General features: G+C 58.5%; 20 protein-coding genes and 1 tRNA gene. 13 read left to right on the forward strand and 8 right to left on the reverse strand.

The genetic code is table 11. From position 1 onward, the window contains the following. The first annotated feature begins 102 nt into the window (after positions 1–102). Together IH944_05750 and IH944_05755 are read left to right on the forward strand one after the other, a co-directional pair. On the forward strand, positions 103–2,859 hold the full coding sequence (locus IH944_05750; GenBank protein ID MCH7904057.1) for a DUF2339 domain-containing protein: 2,757 nt from the start codon (positions 103–105) through the stop codon (positions 2,857–2,859). Between the two features lie 194 nt (positions 2,860–3,053). Continuing rightward, entirely contained in the window at positions 3,054–3,566 is a 513-nt protein-coding gene (locus IH944_05755; protein ID MCH7904058.1) for a transglycosylase SLT domain-containing protein, read from the forward strand. Positions 3,567–3,636: 70 nt separating this feature from the next. On the opposite strand, the gene IH944_05760 is transcribed toward IH944_05755, so the two are convergent. Next, positions 3,637–3,723: transfer RNA gene (locus IH944_05760), tRNA-Leu, on the reverse strand. A 106-nt stretch (positions 3,724–3,829) separates the two neighbouring features. Here IH944_05760 and IH944_05765 point away from each other — a divergent pair. The 3 genes from IH944_05765 to IH944_05775 all read left to right on the forward strand — a co-directional run bounded on the left by IH944_05765 (position 3,830) and on the right by IH944_05775 (position 7,849). Continuing rightward, positions 3,830–5,560 (forward strand): type II/IV secretion system protein, encoded by a 1,731-nt coding sequence (locus tag IH944_05765; protein ID MCH7904059.1) that lies wholly within the window; start codon positions 3,830–3,832, stop codon positions 5,558–5,560. A 106-nt stretch (positions 5,561–5,666) separates the two neighbouring features. Continuing rightward, the gene (locus tag IH944_05770; GenBank protein ID MCH7904060.1) at positions 5,667–6,485 is read left to right on the forward strand and encodes an HDOD domain-containing protein; all 819 of its coding nucleotides are present in this window, start codon (positions 5,667–5,669) and stop codon (positions 6,483–6,485) included. A gap of 302 nt (positions 6,486–6,787) precedes the next feature. Continuing rightward, entirely contained in the window at positions 6,788–7,849 is a 1,062-nt protein-coding gene (locus IH944_05775) for a type IV pilus twitching motility protein PilT (protein ID MCH7904061.1), read from the forward strand. On the opposite strand, the gene IH944_05780 is transcribed toward IH944_05775, so the two are convergent. Then, on the reverse strand, positions 7,846–8,070 hold the full coding sequence (locus IH944_05780) for a hypothetical protein (GenBank protein MCH7904062.1): 225 nt from the start codon (positions 8,068–8,070) through the stop codon (positions 7,846–7,848). The two genes, IH944_05775 and IH944_05780, sit on opposite strands and share 4 nt — an antisense overlap. Positions 8,071–8,161: 91 nt before the next feature. Here IH944_05780 and IH944_05785 point away from each other — a divergent pair, with 91 nt between their 5' ends. Next, positions 8,162–8,398: a hypothetical protein gene (locus tag IH944_05785; protein MCH7904063.1), complete on the forward strand. Its 237-nt coding sequence runs from the start codon at positions 8,162–8,164 to the stop codon at positions 8,396–8,398. 217 nt (positions 8,399–8,615) lie between these two features. Beyond that, a complete protein-coding gene (locus tag IH944_05790; GenBank protein ID MCH7904064.1) occupies positions 8,616–9,512 on the forward strand; it encodes a diacylglycerol kinase family lipid kinase in 897 nt (298 codons plus the stop codon). Positions 9,513–9,519: 7 nt separating this feature from the next. Here the strand turns inward: IH944_05790 and IH944_05795 are convergent, their stop codons facing one another. Genes IH944_05795 through IH944_05805 form a run of 3 tightly spaced genes read right to left on the reverse strand, consistent with a single transcriptional unit; the run spans position 9,520 to position 12,852 of the window. Then, entirely contained in the window at positions 9,520–10,068 is a 549-nt protein-coding gene (locus IH944_05795) for an orotate phosphoribosyltransferase (protein MCH7904065.1), read from the reverse strand. Positions 10,069–10,105: 37 nt separating this feature from the next. Then, on the reverse strand, positions 10,106–12,430 hold the full coding sequence (ccsA, locus tag IH944_05800; GenBank protein MCH7904066.1) for a cytochrome c biogenesis protein CcsA: 2,325 nt from the start codon (positions 12,428–12,430) through the stop codon (positions 10,106–10,108). A 44-nt stretch (positions 12,431–12,474) separates the two neighbouring features. Then, the gene (locus tag IH944_05805) at positions 12,475–12,852 is read right to left on the reverse strand and encodes a cytochrome c maturation protein CcmE (protein MCH7904067.1); all 378 of its coding nucleotides are present in this window, start codon (positions 12,850–12,852) and stop codon (positions 12,475–12,477) included. A 161-nt stretch (positions 12,853–13,013) separates the two neighbouring features. Here IH944_05805 and IH944_05810 point away from each other — a divergent pair, with 161 nt between their 5' ends. Next, positions 13,014–13,592, forward strand: a complete 579-nt coding sequence (locus IH944_05810; GenBank protein ID MCH7904068.1) for a hypothetical protein — start codon at positions 13,014–13,016, stop codon at positions 13,590–13,592. Then, positions 13,593–14,363: a ribonuclease H-like domain-containing protein gene (locus tag IH944_05815; GenBank protein MCH7904069.1), complete on the forward strand. Its 771-nt coding sequence runs from the start codon at positions 13,593–13,595 to the stop codon at positions 14,361–14,363. It abuts the gene before it with no gap. Here IH944_05815 and IH944_05820 read toward each other — a convergent pair. Beyond that, positions 14,343–15,374, reverse strand: a complete 1,032-nt coding sequence (locus IH944_05820; protein MCH7904070.1) for an aminotransferase class I/II-fold pyridoxal phosphate-dependent enzyme — start codon at positions 15,372–15,374, stop codon at positions 14,343–14,345. The two genes, IH944_05815 and IH944_05820, sit on opposite strands and share 21 nt — an antisense overlap. Position 15,375: 1 nt before the next feature. Next, a complete protein-coding gene (locus tag IH944_05825) occupies positions 15,376–16,164 on the reverse strand; it encodes an alpha/beta hydrolase (protein MCH7904071.1) in 789 nt (262 codons plus the stop codon). 107 nt (positions 16,165–16,271) lie between these two features. On the opposite strand from IH944_05825, the gene IH944_05830 reads away from it, so the two are divergent. Further along, on the forward strand, positions 16,272–16,874 hold the full coding sequence (locus IH944_05830) for a hypothetical protein (protein MCH7904072.1): 603 nt from the start codon (positions 16,272–16,274) through the stop codon (positions 16,872–16,874). Positions 16,875–17,003: 129 nt separating this feature from the next. On the opposite strand, the gene IH944_05835 is transcribed toward IH944_05830, so the two are convergent. Then, complete coding sequence (locus IH944_05835) at positions 17,004–18,257, reverse strand: aspartate aminotransferase family protein (protein ID MCH7904073.1); 1,254 nt, start codon at positions 18,255–18,257, stop codon at positions 17,004–17,006. 235 nt (positions 18,258–18,492) lie between these two features. Between IH944_05835 and flgB the strand changes: the two genes are divergently transcribed. The 3 genes from flgB to fliE are packed head-to-tail and all read left to right on the forward strand — an operon-like array spanning position 18,493 to position 19,502. Next, entirely contained in the window at positions 18,493–18,807 is a 315-nt protein-coding gene (flgB, locus tag IH944_05840; GenBank protein ID MCH7904074.1) for a flagellar basal body rod protein FlgB, read from the forward strand. Next, entirely contained in the window at positions 18,807–19,193 is a 387-nt protein-coding gene (gene flgC / locus IH944_05845) for a flagellar basal body rod protein FlgC (GenBank protein MCH7904075.1), read from the forward strand. Before flgB ends, flgC begins: the two co-directional genes overlap by 1 nt. Before the next feature lie 15 nt (positions 19,194–19,208). Beyond that, the gene (fliE, locus tag IH944_05850) at positions 19,209–19,502 is read left to right on the forward strand and encodes a flagellar hook-basal body complex protein FliE (GenBank protein ID MCH7904076.1); all 294 of its coding nucleotides are present in this window, start codon (positions 19,209–19,211) and stop codon (positions 19,500–19,502) included. The last annotated feature ends 109 nt before the right edge of the window (positions 19,503–19,611 follow it).

The following is a 19,611-nucleotide window of genomic DNA, read 5'->3' on the forward strand; positions in this document are numbered from 1 at the left end:
AGTTCGACGCTCATGGGCTCAGAGGTTACCTGCCGGTAGAACGGCGGCGGCCAGAACCCAGAATGCGCGATTGACGTACAATGGACGGGACAGGAGGACGCGGTGGACGACGAGACTCTGGACGAAGTCCTAGAACGGCTCAAGAGAATCGAGGAGAGGCTAGACCGCCTGGAGAGCCGACCGGCCGAGCGCGTTGCCCCGCCTCCCGTCATCCACAAGCCGGCACAGCCGCAAAGGGTGTTCAGGTCTTACGAGCAGAGGCAGCCGCGGCCCATTCGTACCGAGCCTTCTACCGACAAGCCAGCGCCGCCCAAGGAACCTGAGCCAGCAGAGAAGCGCGAGGACCAAGAGTTCGTCTTCGGCAGCAAGGTTCTCCCGCGCGTCGGGATCGTGATCGTCCTGCTCGCCATCTTCTATCTAGTCGCGATGGGCATCCAGCAGGGGTGGATAAACTTCACAGTGCAGTTCATCGGCGAACTTGCGATCTGTGGCGGCCTGATCGGCATCGGTATCTGGAAGCTGAACGAGCGCGAGGACTTTGGGCAGGTGCTCGTCGGTGGCGGATCGTGCGGCCTCTATCTGAGCTTCGCAGGCGCGCACGTTTACAAGGACATCATAAGCGCAGAGGTTCTCGTCGTCCTGTTCGTCCTGCTCAGCCTCGCCAACTTCGCATTCAGTTGGTGGCGCTCTTCGAAGTCGTTCTGGATGATCGGCTACATCGGTGGCCTAGTTGCGGCTGGAATGCCGATGGACCGGAGCGACTACTCCTCTAGCCTTTTGCTGGCGGGCATCATCGTGCTGGCGGCGACGTTTCTCGCCGCCTACCGGCAATGGTTCAAAGCGCTCGCCGGGCTGTGGCTGGTCTCCAGCATCTTCGTCATCGTCGTTACTCAACAAGCGATCCAGGCTGATGCTATGTCGGCCGCGACGGCAATCTTGATCTTATGTGGGTTTTCGTTCCTTCCAATCGCCGCGTACGCTCTGCGTTTCATTTCAAACAGTTTCGACGAAAAGGGTTGGTTCTTCCTGATCGCCGGGGGCTTGACTTCGTTGGCGACGTTGACCTTCGGCAAGGAGATTCTGCCCGTTCCGCACTCTGTCGGCGTCGTCCTGTGGTCGCTCTCGCTGCTCGCGCTAGGTTGGTACATCCGGAAACGGCCACACTCTTCGATCCTTGTGTACACGGGGATCGGGACTGCGACCGTGGTCGCACCGATGGCCTTCGCCGCGTACCCAGCGTGTCTGACGTACGCAGCGCTCGGGCTCTTGACGACGGCCTTTGTCATGGCGCGCAAGCAGGGCCTCGAGAGGATCGGTGCGATCTTCAGCGCCTCGTACGTCGTTTTAACGATCACGGCCTACGTCATAGCGATGGCTGCAGGGCCGCTTGAGACGGTGGTAGAGATGACGATGTTGGGCGCGATTGCTCTTGGCTTTGTGAACGTCGCGTACGTCGCGGGCAAGCTGGAAGAGAACATGGCGACCGCGGTGACCGCTGCCGCAGCCGTGTTCTATCTGATCCTCACGCGCGCAGCGTACATTTCGGCCGCCGCGGAGCCAGCGTATGCGGTCGTGCTCGGGCAGTCGGTCTACGTTGTCGTCCTTGCGATCGTCGCCATCCGCGCCAAATGGTCCGGGCTGGGGATACTTGGCCTGATCTTTGGCGGATTTGCGGCCGCCATCTACTGGCTGTCGATCGCGAACGTCGGGAGCGATGTCAGCACGGGGCGCGAGATTTCTCTCCTGCTCGTCCTGACCGCAGCTCTCGTCCTGTCGGCGATAGGGGCCGGAAGCGACGACAAGGAGCGGCAAGCGTCGTCGGTCGTCGCTGCGGTCATCGGCGGATTCGTCGTTGTGCCGGCCATCTATCTCATGCTCGGACCTGAGGCCCTCGGCCTGGCCGATGCGCCAGCGGTTGCAACAGCGATCGCGACCTACGCCATTGTCCTGGGGGTGCTGTCAATGGTCGTCAAATGGCCGGGCCACGCGATAGTCGGATCAGTGGCAATCCTGATCGGGACGCTCTACTACTGGGTTGAGATCGTTGGGAACCAGGGCATCAGCGGTGCAGGCATTCAGCTCTTCCTCACTCTTCTGATGAGCGGCGCCATTGTCATGTCCGCCTTCGGTGCCGGGCGCGAAGCTGTTGGCAGACAGATCGCCTGGGTCGGGGCGTCGGTGCTCGGGCTGTTCGTGCTCGCAAGGGCGTTCTTCCTAGTTCTCACACTCCCGGCCGTCGGCATGGACGAGCAGACCGCGCTTGTCAGCTCTTGGGCGATCTACGCGATCGTGCTCGCGCTCGTGTCCAACAGGCCTAAGCAACTGGCGCTCGCCGGCGTCTCCTACGCGATCACGTTGCTGTCTGTCGCGTTCTATTTGAACTACCGGTTCGAAGGCTCGCTGCAGATGGGGCTGGGCGACCAGCTGATCGTCACCGGCCTGCAGAGCGCAGCCCTCGTCCTCGGTTCTCTTAGCCTCGGCAGGAACACGGACGAGCTGCAGAAGGCCGCCGTGCTGACATCGATCGTCGGCTGGTTCGTCTTCGCCCGCATGATCAACGTCGTTCTGATTCTGCCCGCGATCGGAATGGCGGAGCAGGCCGCGCTGACGGTTTCCTGGTCGATCTATGCCGCACTTGTCCTGTACCTCGGGTTCCGTTTCGACTTCAAAAACCTCCGGATCACCAGCCTCGTCATGTTCGGAGTCACGATCGCTAAGGTGTTCTTTGTCGATCTCGCGAAACTCGACGAGATCATTCGCGTGCTGGTTCTGATCGTGCTTGGCGGTCTATTGCTCCTGGCGGGCTACATCTACGTGCGTAAAAGGCAGGGAGCGCCGAAAGAGCGCGACGCAGATTAGGCCGCGTAGTTTTGCGGGTCTTGGCAAGAAACAGCGTCCCCACTTAACTAGGTTCAAGGCGAATACCTGACTGAGGCCTGATCGCTTAAATGGATCGGATCGTGCTTGACCACTACGAAATGCCTCAACCAACGGTGCTGCGTAACTTGGGCCGGATAGCCTCCGAAGTTCAGTCGTGGGCTAGGTGCGCCAGCTTGCGCACAAGGTGGGCAGCCTACTTCCTCGTGCTGGTACTTGTGTCAGTTGGCCAGTGGGCGTGGCAGGGCCAGTTGAACAGACTGGAAGCGCAACTCGTCGAAGACAGGTCGCATTTCGAAATTCAGAGGTCTCGGCTTAGGCTCGCGCTCAAGCGTGCGGCGGACGAGCAGCTCGTGGGCAAGCCGATGGTCGAGCGGTTGTGCAGACAGGCGATCGAGATCGAGGGCTTGGACTGGGGCGAAGAGCAGATCGACGCGATGGTGCTGATCTGTTGGCGGGAGTCGCGCTACGATGCGAACGACCAGAATCAGACCTCGACAGCCTACGGGCTGTATCAGTTCCTCGATTCAACGTGGCAGTACACGAGCGTCGAAAAGACGCCCGACCCCTTGCTGCAAACTGTCGCCGCAGTCCGCTATATCGAGGATCGGTACGATACGCCGACCGAGGCGCTGAAATTCCATCGTCAGTTACGCGTTGTGAACGGAAAGCGAGTGCGGTACTACTAAGCGGTTCATGCTGTGCTGAGTCGGAGATCGCGTAGCTGACGAAGGGGACGCCTGGCCGTCGGGAGCGCCCTGGTGCCCAGGAAAGGACTCGAACCTTCACTCTCTTGCGAAAACTAGTACCTGAAACTAGCGCGTCTACCAATTCCGCCACCTGGGCAGGGCAGGTTGCATTGTACCTACCGCATGCGCCGGTGATCTGTATCGTGGACTGTCATATTTGCCGGGGTGCTTACACCGGCTGATATGGAACAAATGAACCGGGCATGCTGACCGGGGATGTATTTGTAGAGGAAGGGCTGATCACGCCTGAACAGCTCCAGCTGGCACTTCAAAAGCAGTTGGAGATGGGCGGTGACAACCCGATAGCCCATGTCATGGTTGAAATGGGCCTCGTCTCCGAGCGCGATCGCGTTCGGTGCTTGGGCAACGTATGGGGTGTGCCGTTCGTCGAAGTCCGCGATCTTTCTGCCAACGAAGAAGCGATCAGCCTTCTTACCCCACAGTTCGCAAAGCGGTTCAAAGCGCTGCCCTTAGAAGTGAAGGACGACAAGTTGGTCGTCGCTATGGCGAATCCTCTCGACGTGTTCGTCATAGACGAACTGCGGATGAACACGGGCCACGAAATCGAGCCTCTCATCGCGGTCGAAGCCGACATCGTAGCGGCGTTGGCAGAGCACTACAAATTTGACACGAACATCGGCGAGGCGATCGATGGCGTCATGCGCGATTTCGATGGGGACTTTGACGTTCAGGCAGACGCCCGCGCTGACGACGAAGACGACTTGTCGGAAGAGGAGTTGCGAGAGCTCGGCGAAGACGCCCCGATAGTCCGCCTCGCGAATCTGATTATCAACCAAGCGATCGCCGACAAGGCCAGCGACATCCACATCGAGCCAAGGAAGAACGGAGTTCTGATCCGGTACCGAATCGACGGGATCATGATGGACGGAATGAAGCTGCCAAGGAAAGTGGCTGCGCCGCTGGCGTCGCGATTCAAGATCGTTGCCAACATGGACATCGCAGAGAAGCGCTCACCACAGGACAATCGCATTAGCGCAACGATCAACGGTAAGCCGTACGATTTCCGCGTCTCGACTCTGCCTGTTGTGTACGGCGAGAAGATCGTTATGCGCGTGTTGGACAAAGAATCGATCAACGTTGGGCTTACGAATCTGGGCTTCTTGAGCCACAACCTCAAAATCCTCGAGGACATGGCGCAGCGCACATACGGAATCGTTCTGGTCACCGGCCCGACTGGATCGGGAAAGACGACGACGCTTTACTCGCTGATCAACCAAACGAACGATGGGCTGAAGAACATCCTCACGATCGAGGATCCCGTCGAATACGAACTGGACAGTATCAACCAGACCAGCGTCAACGTGAAGGCAGGGATGACTTTCCAAGCAGGTTTGCGGGCAATGTTGCGCCAAGATCCGGACGTCATCATGGTCGGCGAAATGCGCGACCGCGAGACCGCGACGATCGCGATGGAGGCAGCGCTGACCGGCCACCTCGTCTTCAGCACGCTTCACACGAACGATGCTTCGTCGGCGCCCAGCAGGCTGGCAGACATGGATGTTGAGCCGTTCCTGGTCGCATCCTCGTTGATAGGTGTGTTGGCGCAGCGGCTCGTTCGCGTGATTTGCCCGCACTGCAAGGAGAGCTATACCGCGAGCCGTGAGAGCTTGCTGCGCTACGGATTCCCACTGCCCGAAGAGGTTGGCGCCGAGACAAAGGGAGAGTTGAAGCTGTTCAAGGGCGCTGGCTGTGACAAGTGCCGGGGATCGGGTTATAAAGGTCGAACCGGCGTGCACGAGTTGCTCGTGCTGTCCGATGAAATCCGCGACCAGATTCTGCACAAAGCGCCGACGCACGAAATCCGAAAGATGGCGATCCAAAACGGCATGAAGAGCCTGCAAGCAGATGCTGTCCAGAAGATACTGATGGGCGTTACGTCGGTCGATGAGGTACTGAGGGTGATCTACTCATAGGAGCGAGCTGATGTCTGGTGAACGTCTAAACCGATTGCCGCCGATTCCCTCGGATGAACAGAAACCGAAGGAGGACACGGCCCTGTCTCCGGTTGACTCAATACTATTGAGAACCAAAGAGGTCGCTGTGTTGCCGCAGGTCGTGTTCAAGATCATGGAGATGACCAGCAGCGTCGATTCGTCTTCGCGGATGTTGGAGCAAGAGATCGTCGTCGATCCGGGTTTCTCAGCGCGAATATTGGCGCAGGCAAACTCCGCGTATTACGCGCTTCCTCGAAAGGTGACGTCGATCCGCGAGGCCGTTGCGTTCCTCGGCTATAAGGCTGTGCGGCAGCTATCGATGACCATTGGCGTGTTCGACATGTTTGTCGGCAAGACCGATAAGGGATCGATGCGGCGCAGAGCATGGTGGCGTCACTCGCTCGATACTGCGGTGTGCTGCCGGTTCTTGGCCGAGAAGCTGGGCAAGGGATCGGCTGACCAGGCTTACACATGCGCGTTGTTACACCTTCTGGGCAAGACGCTATTGGATCGATATGACAGCGATGAGTACTCGAAGGTTGAAGCCCTGGCGGAGAAGGGCGCAGTGGATCGCGACGCCGAGCAGGCAGTGTTCAAGTGCGATCACGTCGAGGTCTGTCAAACGGCAGCAACGCGCTGGCGATTCCCTGAAGTCTTGATCGAGGGGGTGAGCTACATCGACGAACCTGCGAACGACGATCCGTACTGTGACCTGAAGGCAATGGTCTCAGTTTCGAACAAGGTCGCGTACATGGTGATCGCGGGCAAGGGCCTCAAGGACTGGGACACGGACTCTATCCCTGAGTGGGCAGTCTCGATCTTGGGATTGAACAAGGAACGATTAACACTGCTGATCGACGAGTCCACGGCAGCAGTCGCCGCTGAGGCGCACATGAGTTTTTAGAACGGAGAATGGCAATGGCAGATGACTTCAATTGGAACGACGTGACAAGAGAATCCGACGGTGCTGGCGAGACGACTCAGCCGCCACCGATTGATGAGGCGGACGGCGACTTTCCCCTACCGGAGCAGAACGTGCAACAGCTGCTCAGGGAAATAGACAACGCCGACGACCAATACATGCCGGCAGCGATTTCGCAGGATCTTGTGACCCCGGATGTCTCAACGAAGAAATACCTCGTCGAGAGCGAAATCCAGGAGCCGAACTACGAGAGGATCGCAGAGGACGTCAAACCGATCAAGGATGTGCACCTCGATGAGATCTTGACCATGGCTGTTGAGCGGAAGGCGAGCGACGTCCACATCACCTCCGGCCTGCCACCTATGATGCGATTGGATGGCGAGGTGCTTCCGCTGCCGTTTCAGAAACTTGGCGACGAAGAAGCGAAGCGACTGATTTATGAGACGCTGTCCGACGACAACCTACAGAAATTCGAACAAGTGCACGAACTCGACTTCGGTCACACCGTCAAGTCCGTAGCGCGGTTTCGCTTCAACGTTTATATGCAGCGCAACTCGGTCGCCGGAGCACTTAGAATTATCCCCAACCGAATACCGACGTACGATGAGCTGCGTCTGCCTCCGATCGTTCGAGACGTCTGCAAGAGAACGTCCGGCTTGATTCTCGTGACTGGACCGACCGGGTCTGGCAAGACGACGACGATCGCGGCAATGATCGACGATATCAACGAGACCCTTCACGGTCACATACTCACGATCGAAGATCCGATCGAGTACTTGCACAAACATAAGAGCTGCATGGTGAACCAGCGCGAAATGCACAGTGACACGCTGTCGTTTCAGGGATCGCTTCGTGCCGTCTTGCGAGAAGACCCGGATATCATTCTAGTCGGCGAGCTGCGGGATCTTGAAACGATCGAGGCGGCGTTGACGTTGGCTGAGACCGGACACTTGGTATTCGGCACGTTGCACACGCGGAACGCTCCGGCAACGATCGACAGGATCATCGACGTGTTCCCTGCCGGTCAGCAGGCTCAGATTCGCTTGCTTCTCGCGAACACGATTGAGGCGGTGATTTCACAGCAGCTGCTCCCCAAGCTCGGTGGTGGACGTGTGGTAGCTCTTGAAGTGATGATCGGCGTCTCGGCAGTGAAGAACCTCATACGAGAGGGGAAGACGCACCAAATGTACTCGGTCATAGAAACATCGTCCAAGGTCGGCATGGTCACGATGGACAAGGCTCTGGCGGACCTAGTCCGACAGGCGACAGTGAGCTACGAAGAAGCGATGACCAGGGCGGTCGACAAAGAGACGTTCACCCGCCTCGCCAAGCACTCGGCAGCCTAGGCGGAGTGCACCCGGCTGACAACGACAAACGCGTCAGGGCCCAGGGCCTTGGCGCGTTTGACGTAGAACGCGGCGTCGGACACCGACTCCGCGTAGTGAAGATCGGCGTCGTCGAAGAACACCGTACCAACACCCTCGACTTGGTATCGCCCTTTGCGCACTGGATTCCCGAGTTCGGAAATCGTCACTAAGATTCGACCTTCGCCGATCTCTTCCGCCATAGACGAATCATACCCGTGCTGGGTATCGTTCCGGCACCGGTCAGAATCGGGCCACGATCTGAAACTGAACCGAGGCACAGGAGGAATCGTTGTGGAAATAATCAAGACTATATTGGGTGTCGTCGTTGGACTCGCGTCATTTGTGTGCTGGATAATAGTCCTAGTCGAAATGTTCAAAGACGAGATTTGGAAGGGGATCGTCGGTCTAATTTGCGGACTCTACTGGCTTTATTACGCGCTGTTCGAGTTCGACCATGAGTATAAGTGGCCGATCGTTCTATTCGCGATCTTCGGTGGCTCCGCAGCCGCTGGACTCATCGGGCTCTAGGCGTCTCTTTCACCGACTTTCGCGGCGATCCCGGTTATGATGATGCCCAACAGGATGTACCCAATAACACCTGCGCCAAATCCTAACGGCGACGCGATCAAGTCACAAAATGGAATGCTCTGCATTGACTCCTCCGTGCCCAAACGGGCGTCCCACGCAGAGAATCACGGGGGTGGCGAATAACAGGATGCACCGCTGGGTCTTGTAGAATCCAGCCGTGACTCGGTGCAGAGCAATTTTGAACCCGACCTGTGGGCGAGGGGCCGCGCGAAAAGTGTGGGCCGAAGTCAGTGAAGCGTGCACTCTGGGCGAGAACGTCGACGTCTGCACGACCGAGAAGCAGGGGCACGGTACGGAACTGGCGAAAGAGGCCGCGCTGGCGGGGTACGACCGTGTCGTCGCGGTCGGAGGTGACGGCACGATCAACGAGGTGATGAACGGGCTGTTTGGAACAGACACGGCGCTCGCGGTCGTTCCGGCTGGTACGGGCAACGACTGGATCAGAACTGTCGGCATTCCTATCGATCCGGTCAAGGCCTGGGAGGTCGCGACCAACGGGCGAGTGTCTGAGACGGACGTGGGCGAGGCGGTTGGGCACAGGTACTTCATCAACGTTGCCGGCGTGGGGTTCGACGCCGAAGTTGCAAGACGCGTCAAGGTGGCGCGTGGGCTGCTGGCGCGACTCGGTCCGACACCGCGGTACTTGGCGGCTGTTCTCGGCACGTTTTTCGGTTATCGGGGCGCGGATGTCATCGCAACGATCGACGGGGAAGAGCGCCCTCTGGACAAGATGTTTCTCATGGCGATCGCTGTTGCAAAGTACTACGGCAGCGGCATGATGATCGCGCCGCAGGCAGAGATCGACGATGGAGCGTTGGACCTGGTTTGGGGGGCTGACATTCGAATGCTCGAACTGCTCGGACTCATGAAGAGGATTTTTGGCGGTAGGCACCTGTCGCATCCGAAGATCAGCACCGAACGATGTTCCGAGGTGACGCTGAACTCAGACACGCCACTGCCGTTCCACATCGATGGCGACGTTGCTGGCACGCTGCCGGTGACGTTCAAGGTTCACAGGAAGGCGCTGAAGATTATCGTCCCTGAGGGAAAGTGACTGCTGGTCAAGACTTTCTCGTCCCGGGTTTGGTGATCGGGATCTTCGCCAGCCACTCCGGCACTTCGTCGGGTGCCCAGGACTCTGCGTCTACGCTGTAGGCGGCGTGAAAGAGGGCGCCGAAGTCGGCCGGGTTTTGAGAGCGGTCGATCAACACGCCAACGCCCACGACGGTACCCCCGGCTTGCTCAACTGCGGCAATTGTCTCTCTGACTGAAAGCCCGGTGGTGAGCACGTCGTCTACGACCAGCACCTTGGCACCCGACGGTATGGACTGGCCGCGGCGCAAGGTCTTAGTGCCGTTCACATCCTCCACGTAGATCGCAGGCAGGTCCATTTGGCGCGCAACTTCGAAAGCGATGATGATGCCTCCCGTCGTCGGACCAGCGACAAATTCAATGCTCGCATTAGAAAACTCTTGGGCGATTTCCGCACACAGCGCAGAAAGAACTTTGGGTTGAGTGAGGATCCGAAACTTCTCAAAATACACGTCGCTGTGCCTGCCGGACGACAGCAGGAAGTGCCCCTTCAGTACAGCCCCCGAATCCTCGAGCATCTGTCCTAGGTCATCCTTGGATTCTGCGTTGCGAGAGCTATTTCGCAACCGGCGTCTCCTCGTCCACCTGACGATTGCGGCGGTAGAACGCAGCCATGAATCCGCCTATCAGCATGACAGCGACGCCGAGCCAGACGAACATGGTCATGGGCTTGAAGAACACGAGCAATGGATACGCCGCCTCCGTGAACTCCAGATGTATCGTCGCGTCCTTTGTTTCAACGTTGAGGGCATCGAGGTACACCCAGTAGTTATCGCTGAGCTTGGCGCGTATCTGCTGCGATACCCCGTCCTCCATTACAATGATCAGTTCGATCACTCCATCGAATTCAGCAAGAGCATCCGATATTTCGAATCTAGCGAAAAAGACGGTATTTGGAAACTCGCCTACTACATCATGGCCCAAGTATTTGAACAGGAAACGACTTTGGAACAGCTTCTCTTGCCCCAGTTCGAAGGAGATCGGGTCGGTTGCGACAAAGGTCAGCGGCTGGATGGTGAAATACAGATCGTAAAGCGGCATTCGCTGGATGTGCGGCCAGACGATGGCGTCCGGCACACCGTCGTGCTCGCCCTCATGCACCTTGTAGTACAGGCCGGGCCAGGCCGTAAACTGCGAGTTGCTTCGCTCTGCACTGATCTCAATCTTGTTGTCGCGATGGTCTAGTTGCTTCGTCGGTCCGACTAGGTTCAGCGTGTAACCGAACGTTTCCTCTGGCTCGAACGCCGTCAAGATCACAGTCTCTTGCTGCTCGAAGCCGCGAGAGAACACGAGGCCGAATATCAGTAGCGCCACCCCGATGTGCGCGATCATCCCGCCGATCGAAGGCCGGGCGTTCTTCCACAGCTCAGCGATTCGCCACGCCGCAGATATTGCGGTAAAGATACAAAGCCAGCCCAAGAACAGAATCCACGAAACGAGCGGCGCACTGATACCTAGCATATCGAATGCGATCTCGGAATCAGCTGCTGGGGAGTGGAAGTCTCCGAGTTTCATCCATAGCAGAATGCACCCGACGACCCCGATGGAAACCGCGAGAGCGTTCAGAAGTTTGCCGAGCAGAGGCCATACTCCTAACCCGCGCCAGGTGAGATACGGGGCAACCGCCATCGCGATCATCAGCGGCACGAAGAACCACGCGAGCACGTCGTGGTAAAGCCCTTCGTCGACGATCCTTGGCGTCTCACCCGTCAGCGAAAGCACCAACGGCCAGCTCATGCCCAGCGCTATGATCAGGGCGAAGAAGAGCAGAATCCAAGTTCCCGCGCCGTACAAAGTCTCGCGGTTCAGCGGTTCGGCGTCCATCTCCCTGCGCGGTTTGCCCGCAGCGCGAATCGGCTTGTAGTTGATTGCAAGGATGGTCGCAAAGCCGACAATGCTCAGGATGAGCAGCGCGATCAACAGGTTGAGAGCACTGCTGTCCATTTGTGCGAAGCTGTGGACGCTCGTGTCGCCCAAGAACCCTGATCGCGTCATGAACGTGCCGTAGCAGAACAGAAGGAACGGAAGCGCGGCGAAGATTACATTGGCGAACATCCACTTGCCGCGCGATGTCTGCACGAAGAAACCATGTATCAGGACGATGACCGCGATCCACGGGACGAGGCTCGTGTTCTCGACGGGATCCCACATCCAGAATCCGCCCCAGCCCAGCGTCTCATACGCCCAGAAGCCGCCCATGCACAGTCCGACGCCCAAGATCCCCAGGCAAGCGAGCGCCCAGGATCGGACTCCTGGTATCCAGGATGTGAGGTTCCGATGCGCGAGCGCGGCGATCGACCAGGCGAACAGGACCGTCAGGCACGAAAAGCCGAAAAAGATCGTCGGCGGATGTATCACCACCCAGTAGTTCAGCAGCGACGGTACAAGCCCCCTGCCGTCAAAAGGCACGAAGACCTTGCCGTCTAATCCGACGATGTTCCCAAAGTCCAGTAAGTTGAACGGCGACTCGAACGCGATGATTGCTGCCAGCACGGCCAAAATGCCGGCGAACGTAACGCCGAACCACCGTTGGTACTTCCCAGTGCCTCGGATTGCCAGTACGCCGAGAATGGAACTCGTTGTCGCCCAGAGAAGAAAGGATCCTTCCTGCCCGGACCAGACGGCGGCGATCTTGTACTTCAGCTCGTGGTCGATCGCCGAGTGGTTGTAGATGTAAAGGTATTGGAACTGGTCCGCGATGAAAAGGACCATGAGCGAGCCGAACGCCGCCAGAAAGCTCAAACACCCTGCAACGAACAGCCGAGCCGGCCACTTGCTATCGCTGGCATACCAAGGCTTCAGCACCCAGAGCAGGGCGGCGGCGAGCAGGCAAGCCAGCGCGATAAAGATCGAAGCGCGACCGATGATGCCAACCGCCATCGACCAGGCTTCAGGCGACGGAGGAAGTTCTGGGATTTCCGGGTTCACGGGCTGCCCTGTTCGCCCTCATACTTGGACGGACACTTGAGTAGAAGCTTGTGCGCCTCGAACTGATCGCCCTTTAGGCTGCCGATCGCGACCACGCGGTCTGCCTCGCCCATGTTCGACGGCGCAGGACCCCTGTACAGCACGTCGATCGTCGCTCCGTCATCGTCCGTCAAGCGGAAAGTGATGACCTGGCTGCCGCTCCTGATATCGAGCGAACTCTTGTCCAGGTCGCCCGCGAGGTGCAGGTTATTCCCGTTCATTTGCCTGGCCTGGGCGATGGTGACGTACGGGCTCGAGTTCTTGACGAAGGAGAACACCACGGCGCACAGGCCAAGCGCGCTTAGGGCTAGGGCGATCCAAGTGCCAATTTTCATCAGGCTCGAGGTTATTCTACGCCTTTTCTGACTAGTATCTGCGGGATTTTCGGGACGGGCGGTGCAGGAACGATCTTGGCACGGAATTTGTTCTGCTAAGGAGCAACGTTCCGCTTGCATGTGAGAGAATCGGATACAATTCGATTTTACGGAGACTTGAGTTGAAAAGAGCCCTCCCAGCCCTGCGAATAACCCTTCTGGCCGTCGGCCTGTTTACCGTGGCCGTAGGCCAACGCGCCACGCCTGAGCAAAGAGGCTCGCTCCCCGATAGCGAGGAGTACGGCACGATGCACATGCAGAGCAACCTGGGCAGCTTTAAGATCATCCCGGCGACCGACGACCGTGGCAATCCGGACGCAGGTCGGCTCGAGTTTTCGTTCACGGGCACCGTTCTGATCAGCAAGCTCGACGGGAAAGCCACCGTCAGCGAAGGCGTTCGCAAGGAGTTCGACGATTTGGACAGGGTTGTTTTCCATGGGACGGGAAGTATCGTCATCGATGGCAAGTGGCGGGCGGTCCAATGGTTTGGCGGTGACATGGAAGCGGTTTGGTACGGTCGCGGAATCGCGCGCATGGTTGGAGAGTTTGACCGGAATCTCGAGACCGGAAACTACTGGTTCGACGATCCTGTCTCCAAGCAGTCGTGGATGACCCAGATCAGAGAGATTCACTTGCCTCAGAGGCAGTTTGGCAGCAACGTCGTTCCGAAAGACCGGGGCAGTGGCGACGGGTCTGGCTAGGTGCTAGAGTGCACCTTCTGCCACATTCCGGGGGTCGGCGGGCACACCGAGCGAGCGCTTTGGCAGCAAGGCTGCCGCACTTGGCACGACTACCTTGATTCGCCCAGTTCGTACTCTACCGGCGGAACAGCAACAGCTTATTTCACGAGGTCTGTTCAAAAGAGCGCCGACAGTCTAGAGGCTGGCGACTTTGAGTTCTTTTCAAGGGCGCTCGGAACGAAGGAGAGTTGGCGCGCGTGGCCGTCGTTCAGGAATCGCTGCGTTTATCTTGATATAGAGACAGACGGCGGGATGGGCGGCGACGCCATCACGATGGTCGGCTTGTACGACGGCGCAGACTTTCAGTGCCTCGTTCGCGGCGAAGACCTCGACTCGTTTCCCGACGTCATTTCTCGCTACTCCATGATCGTTACGTTTTTTGGCGCAGGGTTCGATATCCCACTGTTGAGGAAGGCGTTTCCCGACGTCCCGTTCGATCAAATCCACATTGACCTCTGCTATACGCTGAAGCGCGTAGGGTATCGCGGCGGGCTGAAGAAGATCGAAAGGCAGTTGGGCATAGCGCGATCAGGAGAAACGGACGGCCTGACAGGACGTGATGCGATCCGGCTGTGGAACGAGTATCAGAGCGGACGGGACAGCTCTCTCAAACTGCTCGTCGATTATAACAGAGAGGACGTCGTTAATCTGGAGCTGCTCGCGCAGATCGCATACGACAAATTACAGCGGACGCTGCTCGTCGACGCCGGCCTAGCAGAAGTCGCCCGCTAGCCGCTCGATTGTCTCCAAGGCGAACGAAATCCCGTCGTCGTCGACTCCTCGATGCGTGACGAATCTCAAGCTGTTCACCCCGGCCGAGAAGCATAGGACTCCTTCGTGATTCAGACGATCTTGCCAATCGCCGGCGAGCGCGGCAGTGTCTACGATCAGGATGTTCGTCATCGAGGGCCGGGGCTTGAGGCCGTCAACCTCGGCGCAACCATCATGAAGCCGCGCACATCTGGCGTGGTCCTCTGCGAGCCGATCGACCATCGCGTTCAGCGACACGATTCCGCACGCCGCGAGGATCCCGGCCTGCCGCATACCGCCGCCCAATCTCTTTCTCCAGAGCCTTGCCTCGGCGATGAAATCTTTTGAACCGCACAGCAGCGATCCAACCGGGGAGCTCAGCCCCTTGCTGAGGCAGAAGCTGACGGTATCAACGTGCTTGGTAATCTCCCGAACGTCTACTCCTAGCGCAACGGACGCGTTGAATACTCTTGCTCCATCAAGATGAATCTTCAGCCCAAGCTCGTCGCAGATCTCTCGATAGTTGCGATGGTGTTCAACGTCGGTGACCGCGCCCCCGTGTCGGTTGTGGGTGTTCTCGAAGCACACGAGCGTCGTTCCCGGAGTGTGTTCGTCGTGGTGAAGGCACCTCGCGCGAATCTCGTCCGGCGGAACGACGCCTTCCTTAGCGTACATCGACCGCGGCAGAACGCCTGCGATCACGGCCGGACCGGCGGCCTCGTAGAACAGCATGTGCGCTTGATCTTCAATGAGAACGCTGTCACCGCGATTCGTGTGCGTTGCAAGCGCGATCTGATTGGCCATGGTGCCGCTCGGAACGAATACCGACGACTCCTTGCCCATCTTGTCGGCCGCCAGCTCCTCGAGCTTTTGAACAGTCGGTTCGTCGCCCAGCACGTCGTCGCCAAGAGGCGCGCTGGCCATAGCGTCGTACATCTCCTTCGTGGGCTTAGTGACGGTGTCGCTGCGTAAGTCAACCTGCACGACTGCTATATTACTTTGGCGGAGCGCCTACGGTGGAGCCCAGAAATGCCAGGTAGGCGTCGCGGATCGCCTGCCAGCCGGTTGGCGAGTAGCTGTGCTCCTCTCCTTCTAGCTGAATAAGGCGAGATTCGCCGCCAGCTAATAAAAGCGCGGCGTGGAGATTTGACGATTGCGAAGGAGGCACGATGTCGTCTTCGCTGCCGTGCACGATCAGGAACGGGCACGCGTCGTCATTCACGTGTGCCACCGGGCTTGCCGATGCGTACAGATCCTCTCGTCCTTTCAAAGGACCGCCCATAAACTGTTCTACGAACGATAACGATATGTCGAACTGGCTCTCGGACGGTTTGCGGATGTCTGTGATCGCGCTCAGGGCGATCACGCCGTTGACCAAGTGCTCCTTTGGGTCATTTGGAGCGCCGAACGTTTCATGGAAGAGGCCGAGCATCGCGGCCAAGTGCCCGCCGGCGCTGTTGCCGAATGCGATCACTTTGTCGGGAACAACCCCGAGCTCAGACGAATGATTTCGGATGAATCTCACGAAACTCTGAGCGTCCTGCACGGCGGCTGGAAACGGGCTTAGCGGGGCGAGCCTGTAGTCGAAGAGCGCGCACGCATAGCCAACGTTTGCCAACCAGATCGCCTCGTCTCGGTACATCTGGCGATCGCCGCTGATCCATCCTCCTCCGTGCACGAAGATCACGACTGGAAGTTCGTCTTGGCTGTTCGGACGGAAGAAATCGTAGCGTAGCGGGAATCCGTCTGGGCGGGCGTACTCTTGCTCTGGGATGGCGATCACGTTTGGAGTCATTATCGCACGGCAAGCCCGGGCTTCACTTCCAAGTCGCCTGGGGCAAACGGCTCCTGCCCTCGACGATAAAACTGCTGAGCAGTCGAATCGTCGCGGTGTCGAATACCGTAGGAACGTTGCAGGACATGGGCTGGAAAACCTACCTCGTACTAGCGGAGGACGGTCAGTATTACGGACCGGCAGACATCACCGTGCTTGACCAGTGGGCTCGCGAGGGGCGAATCTTGGCCCAAACGGTACTGGTGGAGCAAGGCACCAACGTACGGGTTCTCGCCGCCGACCTTCCGGAGCTCCAGCACCACTATAGGCTGTGGAATCGGCCCGGCGTCGGTGGACAGCAGCCTGCGGGTGCGCCACCCCAGGTCAACCAGCCGGCTGCTTTTCCGGCGAGCCCGGCCGGCCAAAGCAACCCGTACACGAGTTCGACGCAGACTCCCTATCCAAGATCTTCTGCGCTAGCTTCACACCACAGCCCGGTCGTCGCCGTGCTGCTGAGCGTTTTCTGCCTGGCTGGCGGAGGTCAGATGTACAACAGGCAGATCAAAAAGGGCTTTGCAATTCTGGCCGGCCTTGTAGCAAGCTGGTTTTTGATCCCTGTGAGTCCCCTCGCGATAGTCGCCGTTGCAGCGGTCGACGCATACATGATCGCGGCAAGAATCCAACGAGGGGAAACAGTTCGCGAGTGGCAGTGGTTCTAATATCGAATGCGTCGCCTGGTCGTCGCCTGCCTTCGGCGTCGCCTAGTCGTCGCTTAGCCGTCCTCTATTTGGAGACCATCAGGCGACGGCGCAGCGGTCGATAGCGAAGCGGACGACGCCCCAAGAAACTCACGACACCGCAGCGACCAAGTCGCTCGTTTCTTGCAAGCCTTCGCCAAAGATTCTGATCGCATCGTCGACTTGATCTTCTGTGATGATCAGTGGCGGCTCGAACCGTATGACGCGCTTGTTGTTCAAGGTGTACGCTGCGATGAGGCCGCGCTTGACGAACTGCGCTATTGCCAACTCCCCGACTTCATCCATGGCGAACTCGACGCCAATCATCAAGCCGGCGCCTCGAACCTCGGCGATCAAATCGTTTCCAGCGGCAGCGTCTTTTAGACCGTCGCGCAGCCTGTTGCCCATCAGAATTGAGTTCTCGCAAAGCCCCTCCTCCTCGACCACCTGAATCGTCGCAATGGCAGCAGCGCACGCGAGCGGATTCCCGCCGAACGTAGATGTGTGCCGCAACGGGTTTTCGCTAAACACCGCTTCGCAGATGGCGGCGGTGAACAGCGTCGCGCCGATCGGCATGACGCCGCCGCCGAGCGCCTTTGCCATGGTGATGATATCCGGCTCGACTCCATCGTGATTGCAGCCGAACATCTTGCCAGTTCGACCTAGCGCGGTCTGAACTTCGTCGAGTACAAGCAGCGCGCCCGATTCTTGGCACAGGGCCTTGAGCTCGTTGAGATAACCGGCTTCAGGGACGTAGATACCGCCCTCGCCTTGGACGGATTCGATGATCATGCAGGCCGTGTCGGGTCCTATCGCCACCGACGCAGCGGCAGGATCCCCGAACGGAATGAACACGACGTCCGGCATCAGCGGCTCGAACACAGTGCGATACGACTCCCGGCCCGTGGTCGCCAACGCGCCGATCGTCTTGCCGTGGTATCCCCCGAACGTGCTGACGACCTGCGACCTGCCGGTCGTCGCCTTCGCGAACTTCAGCGCCGCCTCGACCGCCTCCGTTCCACTGTTGCTGAAGAAGCTGAAATCAAGGCCTGCCGGTGATATTTCGGCGAGTTTCGCAGCCAGCTCGCCCTGCTGCTCGTTGAAGAAGGTCTTGCCGCTCAGAGGGAGGGTTTCGAGCTGAGAACGGACTGCCTCAATGACTCGCGGATGGCGGTGGCCAAGGCTGAAGACACCGTAACCGCCGAGGCAGTCCAGATACCGAGTTCCGTCCTGATCGTACAGGTAGCAGCCTTCGCCGCGCGTTTCGACTCCGAACCCGGCGAAGCTCATGAGCCTAGCCAGGTACGGGTTGATGTGCGCGGAGTAGTTCTCAACGACCTGTTTGTGCAGGGCGTCCGAATCCATGTGTGAAGTATAGAACAGAGCCTAGCCGCCACCCGGTAAATTTTCCGGGTTTGGACCTAAGGAATACGCCAGTTCTACCGAAGAAACAGTCGGGCCAACAGCGGTTGCGCTTAAGCCTGCGAGATCAAGGATTGAGCTCGGAAATTGCGAACGGAAGCGCGGAAGGAAGGTACTCCCGACCGTGCAAATACTGAACAATCTTTTTGGACCGAGTACGCGGAACCTTGAGCGAGCAATGGATCGCGCGACGCTGCGGCAGTCTTTGCTGTCAGCGAATCTTGCCAACATCAATACGCCAGGGTACAAGCGCCGCGACGTCGACTTCGCCATCGAACTTGAGAAGGCTGAAAGCTCTCAACTGCGGGCCGGCCACTTGCCCGGTTCGCCGATCCACACCGACCAAGCGGCCATCCGCATAGATGGCAACAGCGTCGACCTCGAAAGGGAGGTGTACGCGCTGGCTGAGACCGAGCTTCGGTACCAGACCCTCGCTCAGCTGGCCCGCGGCTACTTCTCGTCGCTTCGCAACGTGATCCGAGGTGGCAGATAATGACACTTTCCAACGCGATGCGGATCAGTTCAACGGGCATGACCGCTGAGCGGTTTCGCATGGACGTCATCTCGAGCAACATCGCGAACGCGAACTCAATGCGCACGGCGGACCAAGATGCGTATCGCCGGCAGATGGTGATCTTGAGCGGAAACGAGTTCGGTGTGACCATTGAGCGGATCTTGCAGGACGCGTCCCCGCTTCGCATGGTGCAGGAACCCGGCAATCCGCTTGCTGACGCGGATGGGTACGTTTTCTACAGCAACGTCAATCCGGTGTACGAAATGATCGACATGATCGGAGCGACTCGCGCATACGAGGCAAACGTCGCCGCGTTCAAGTCCGCAAAGGGGATGTTGCGGGCCGCGCTGACGATCGGGCAATAACAAGGTTTTTGAAGGATGAGAATCGACGCAGTTAACCCAGCACTGAAAGAGCTTGCCAAGCAGGCTCCGAATCTTGAACAAGAGAAGTCCGAGGGCTTCGGCAAGATGTTGATGGACGTCATCAAGGAGGTCAACGCTGCTCAAACGGAAGCAGGGAACATGAAAGACGCCTTTATGTCGGGTCAACAGGTGGAACTCCACGAACTGATGATTTCGATGGAGCGCGCTGGTACTGCGATGGAGCTGACGCTCCAGGTGCGCAACAAGCTTCTTGAGGCGTACCAAGAGATCAGCCGCATGCAAGTGTAGCAATCGGATCGGTTCGGCGGGTTTCTCTGGCACTGTGATTTGTCATGGGAACAGCGGATAAAGTTAAAGACTGGTGGGCAGTAGCGGATCGCACACAGCGATTCGTTAC

The organism is Armatimonadota bacterium, from assembly GCA_022563855.1.
Classification (GTDB): Bacteria; Armatimonadota; Fimbriimonadia; order Fimbriimonadales; family Fimbriimonadaceae; genus JADFMN01.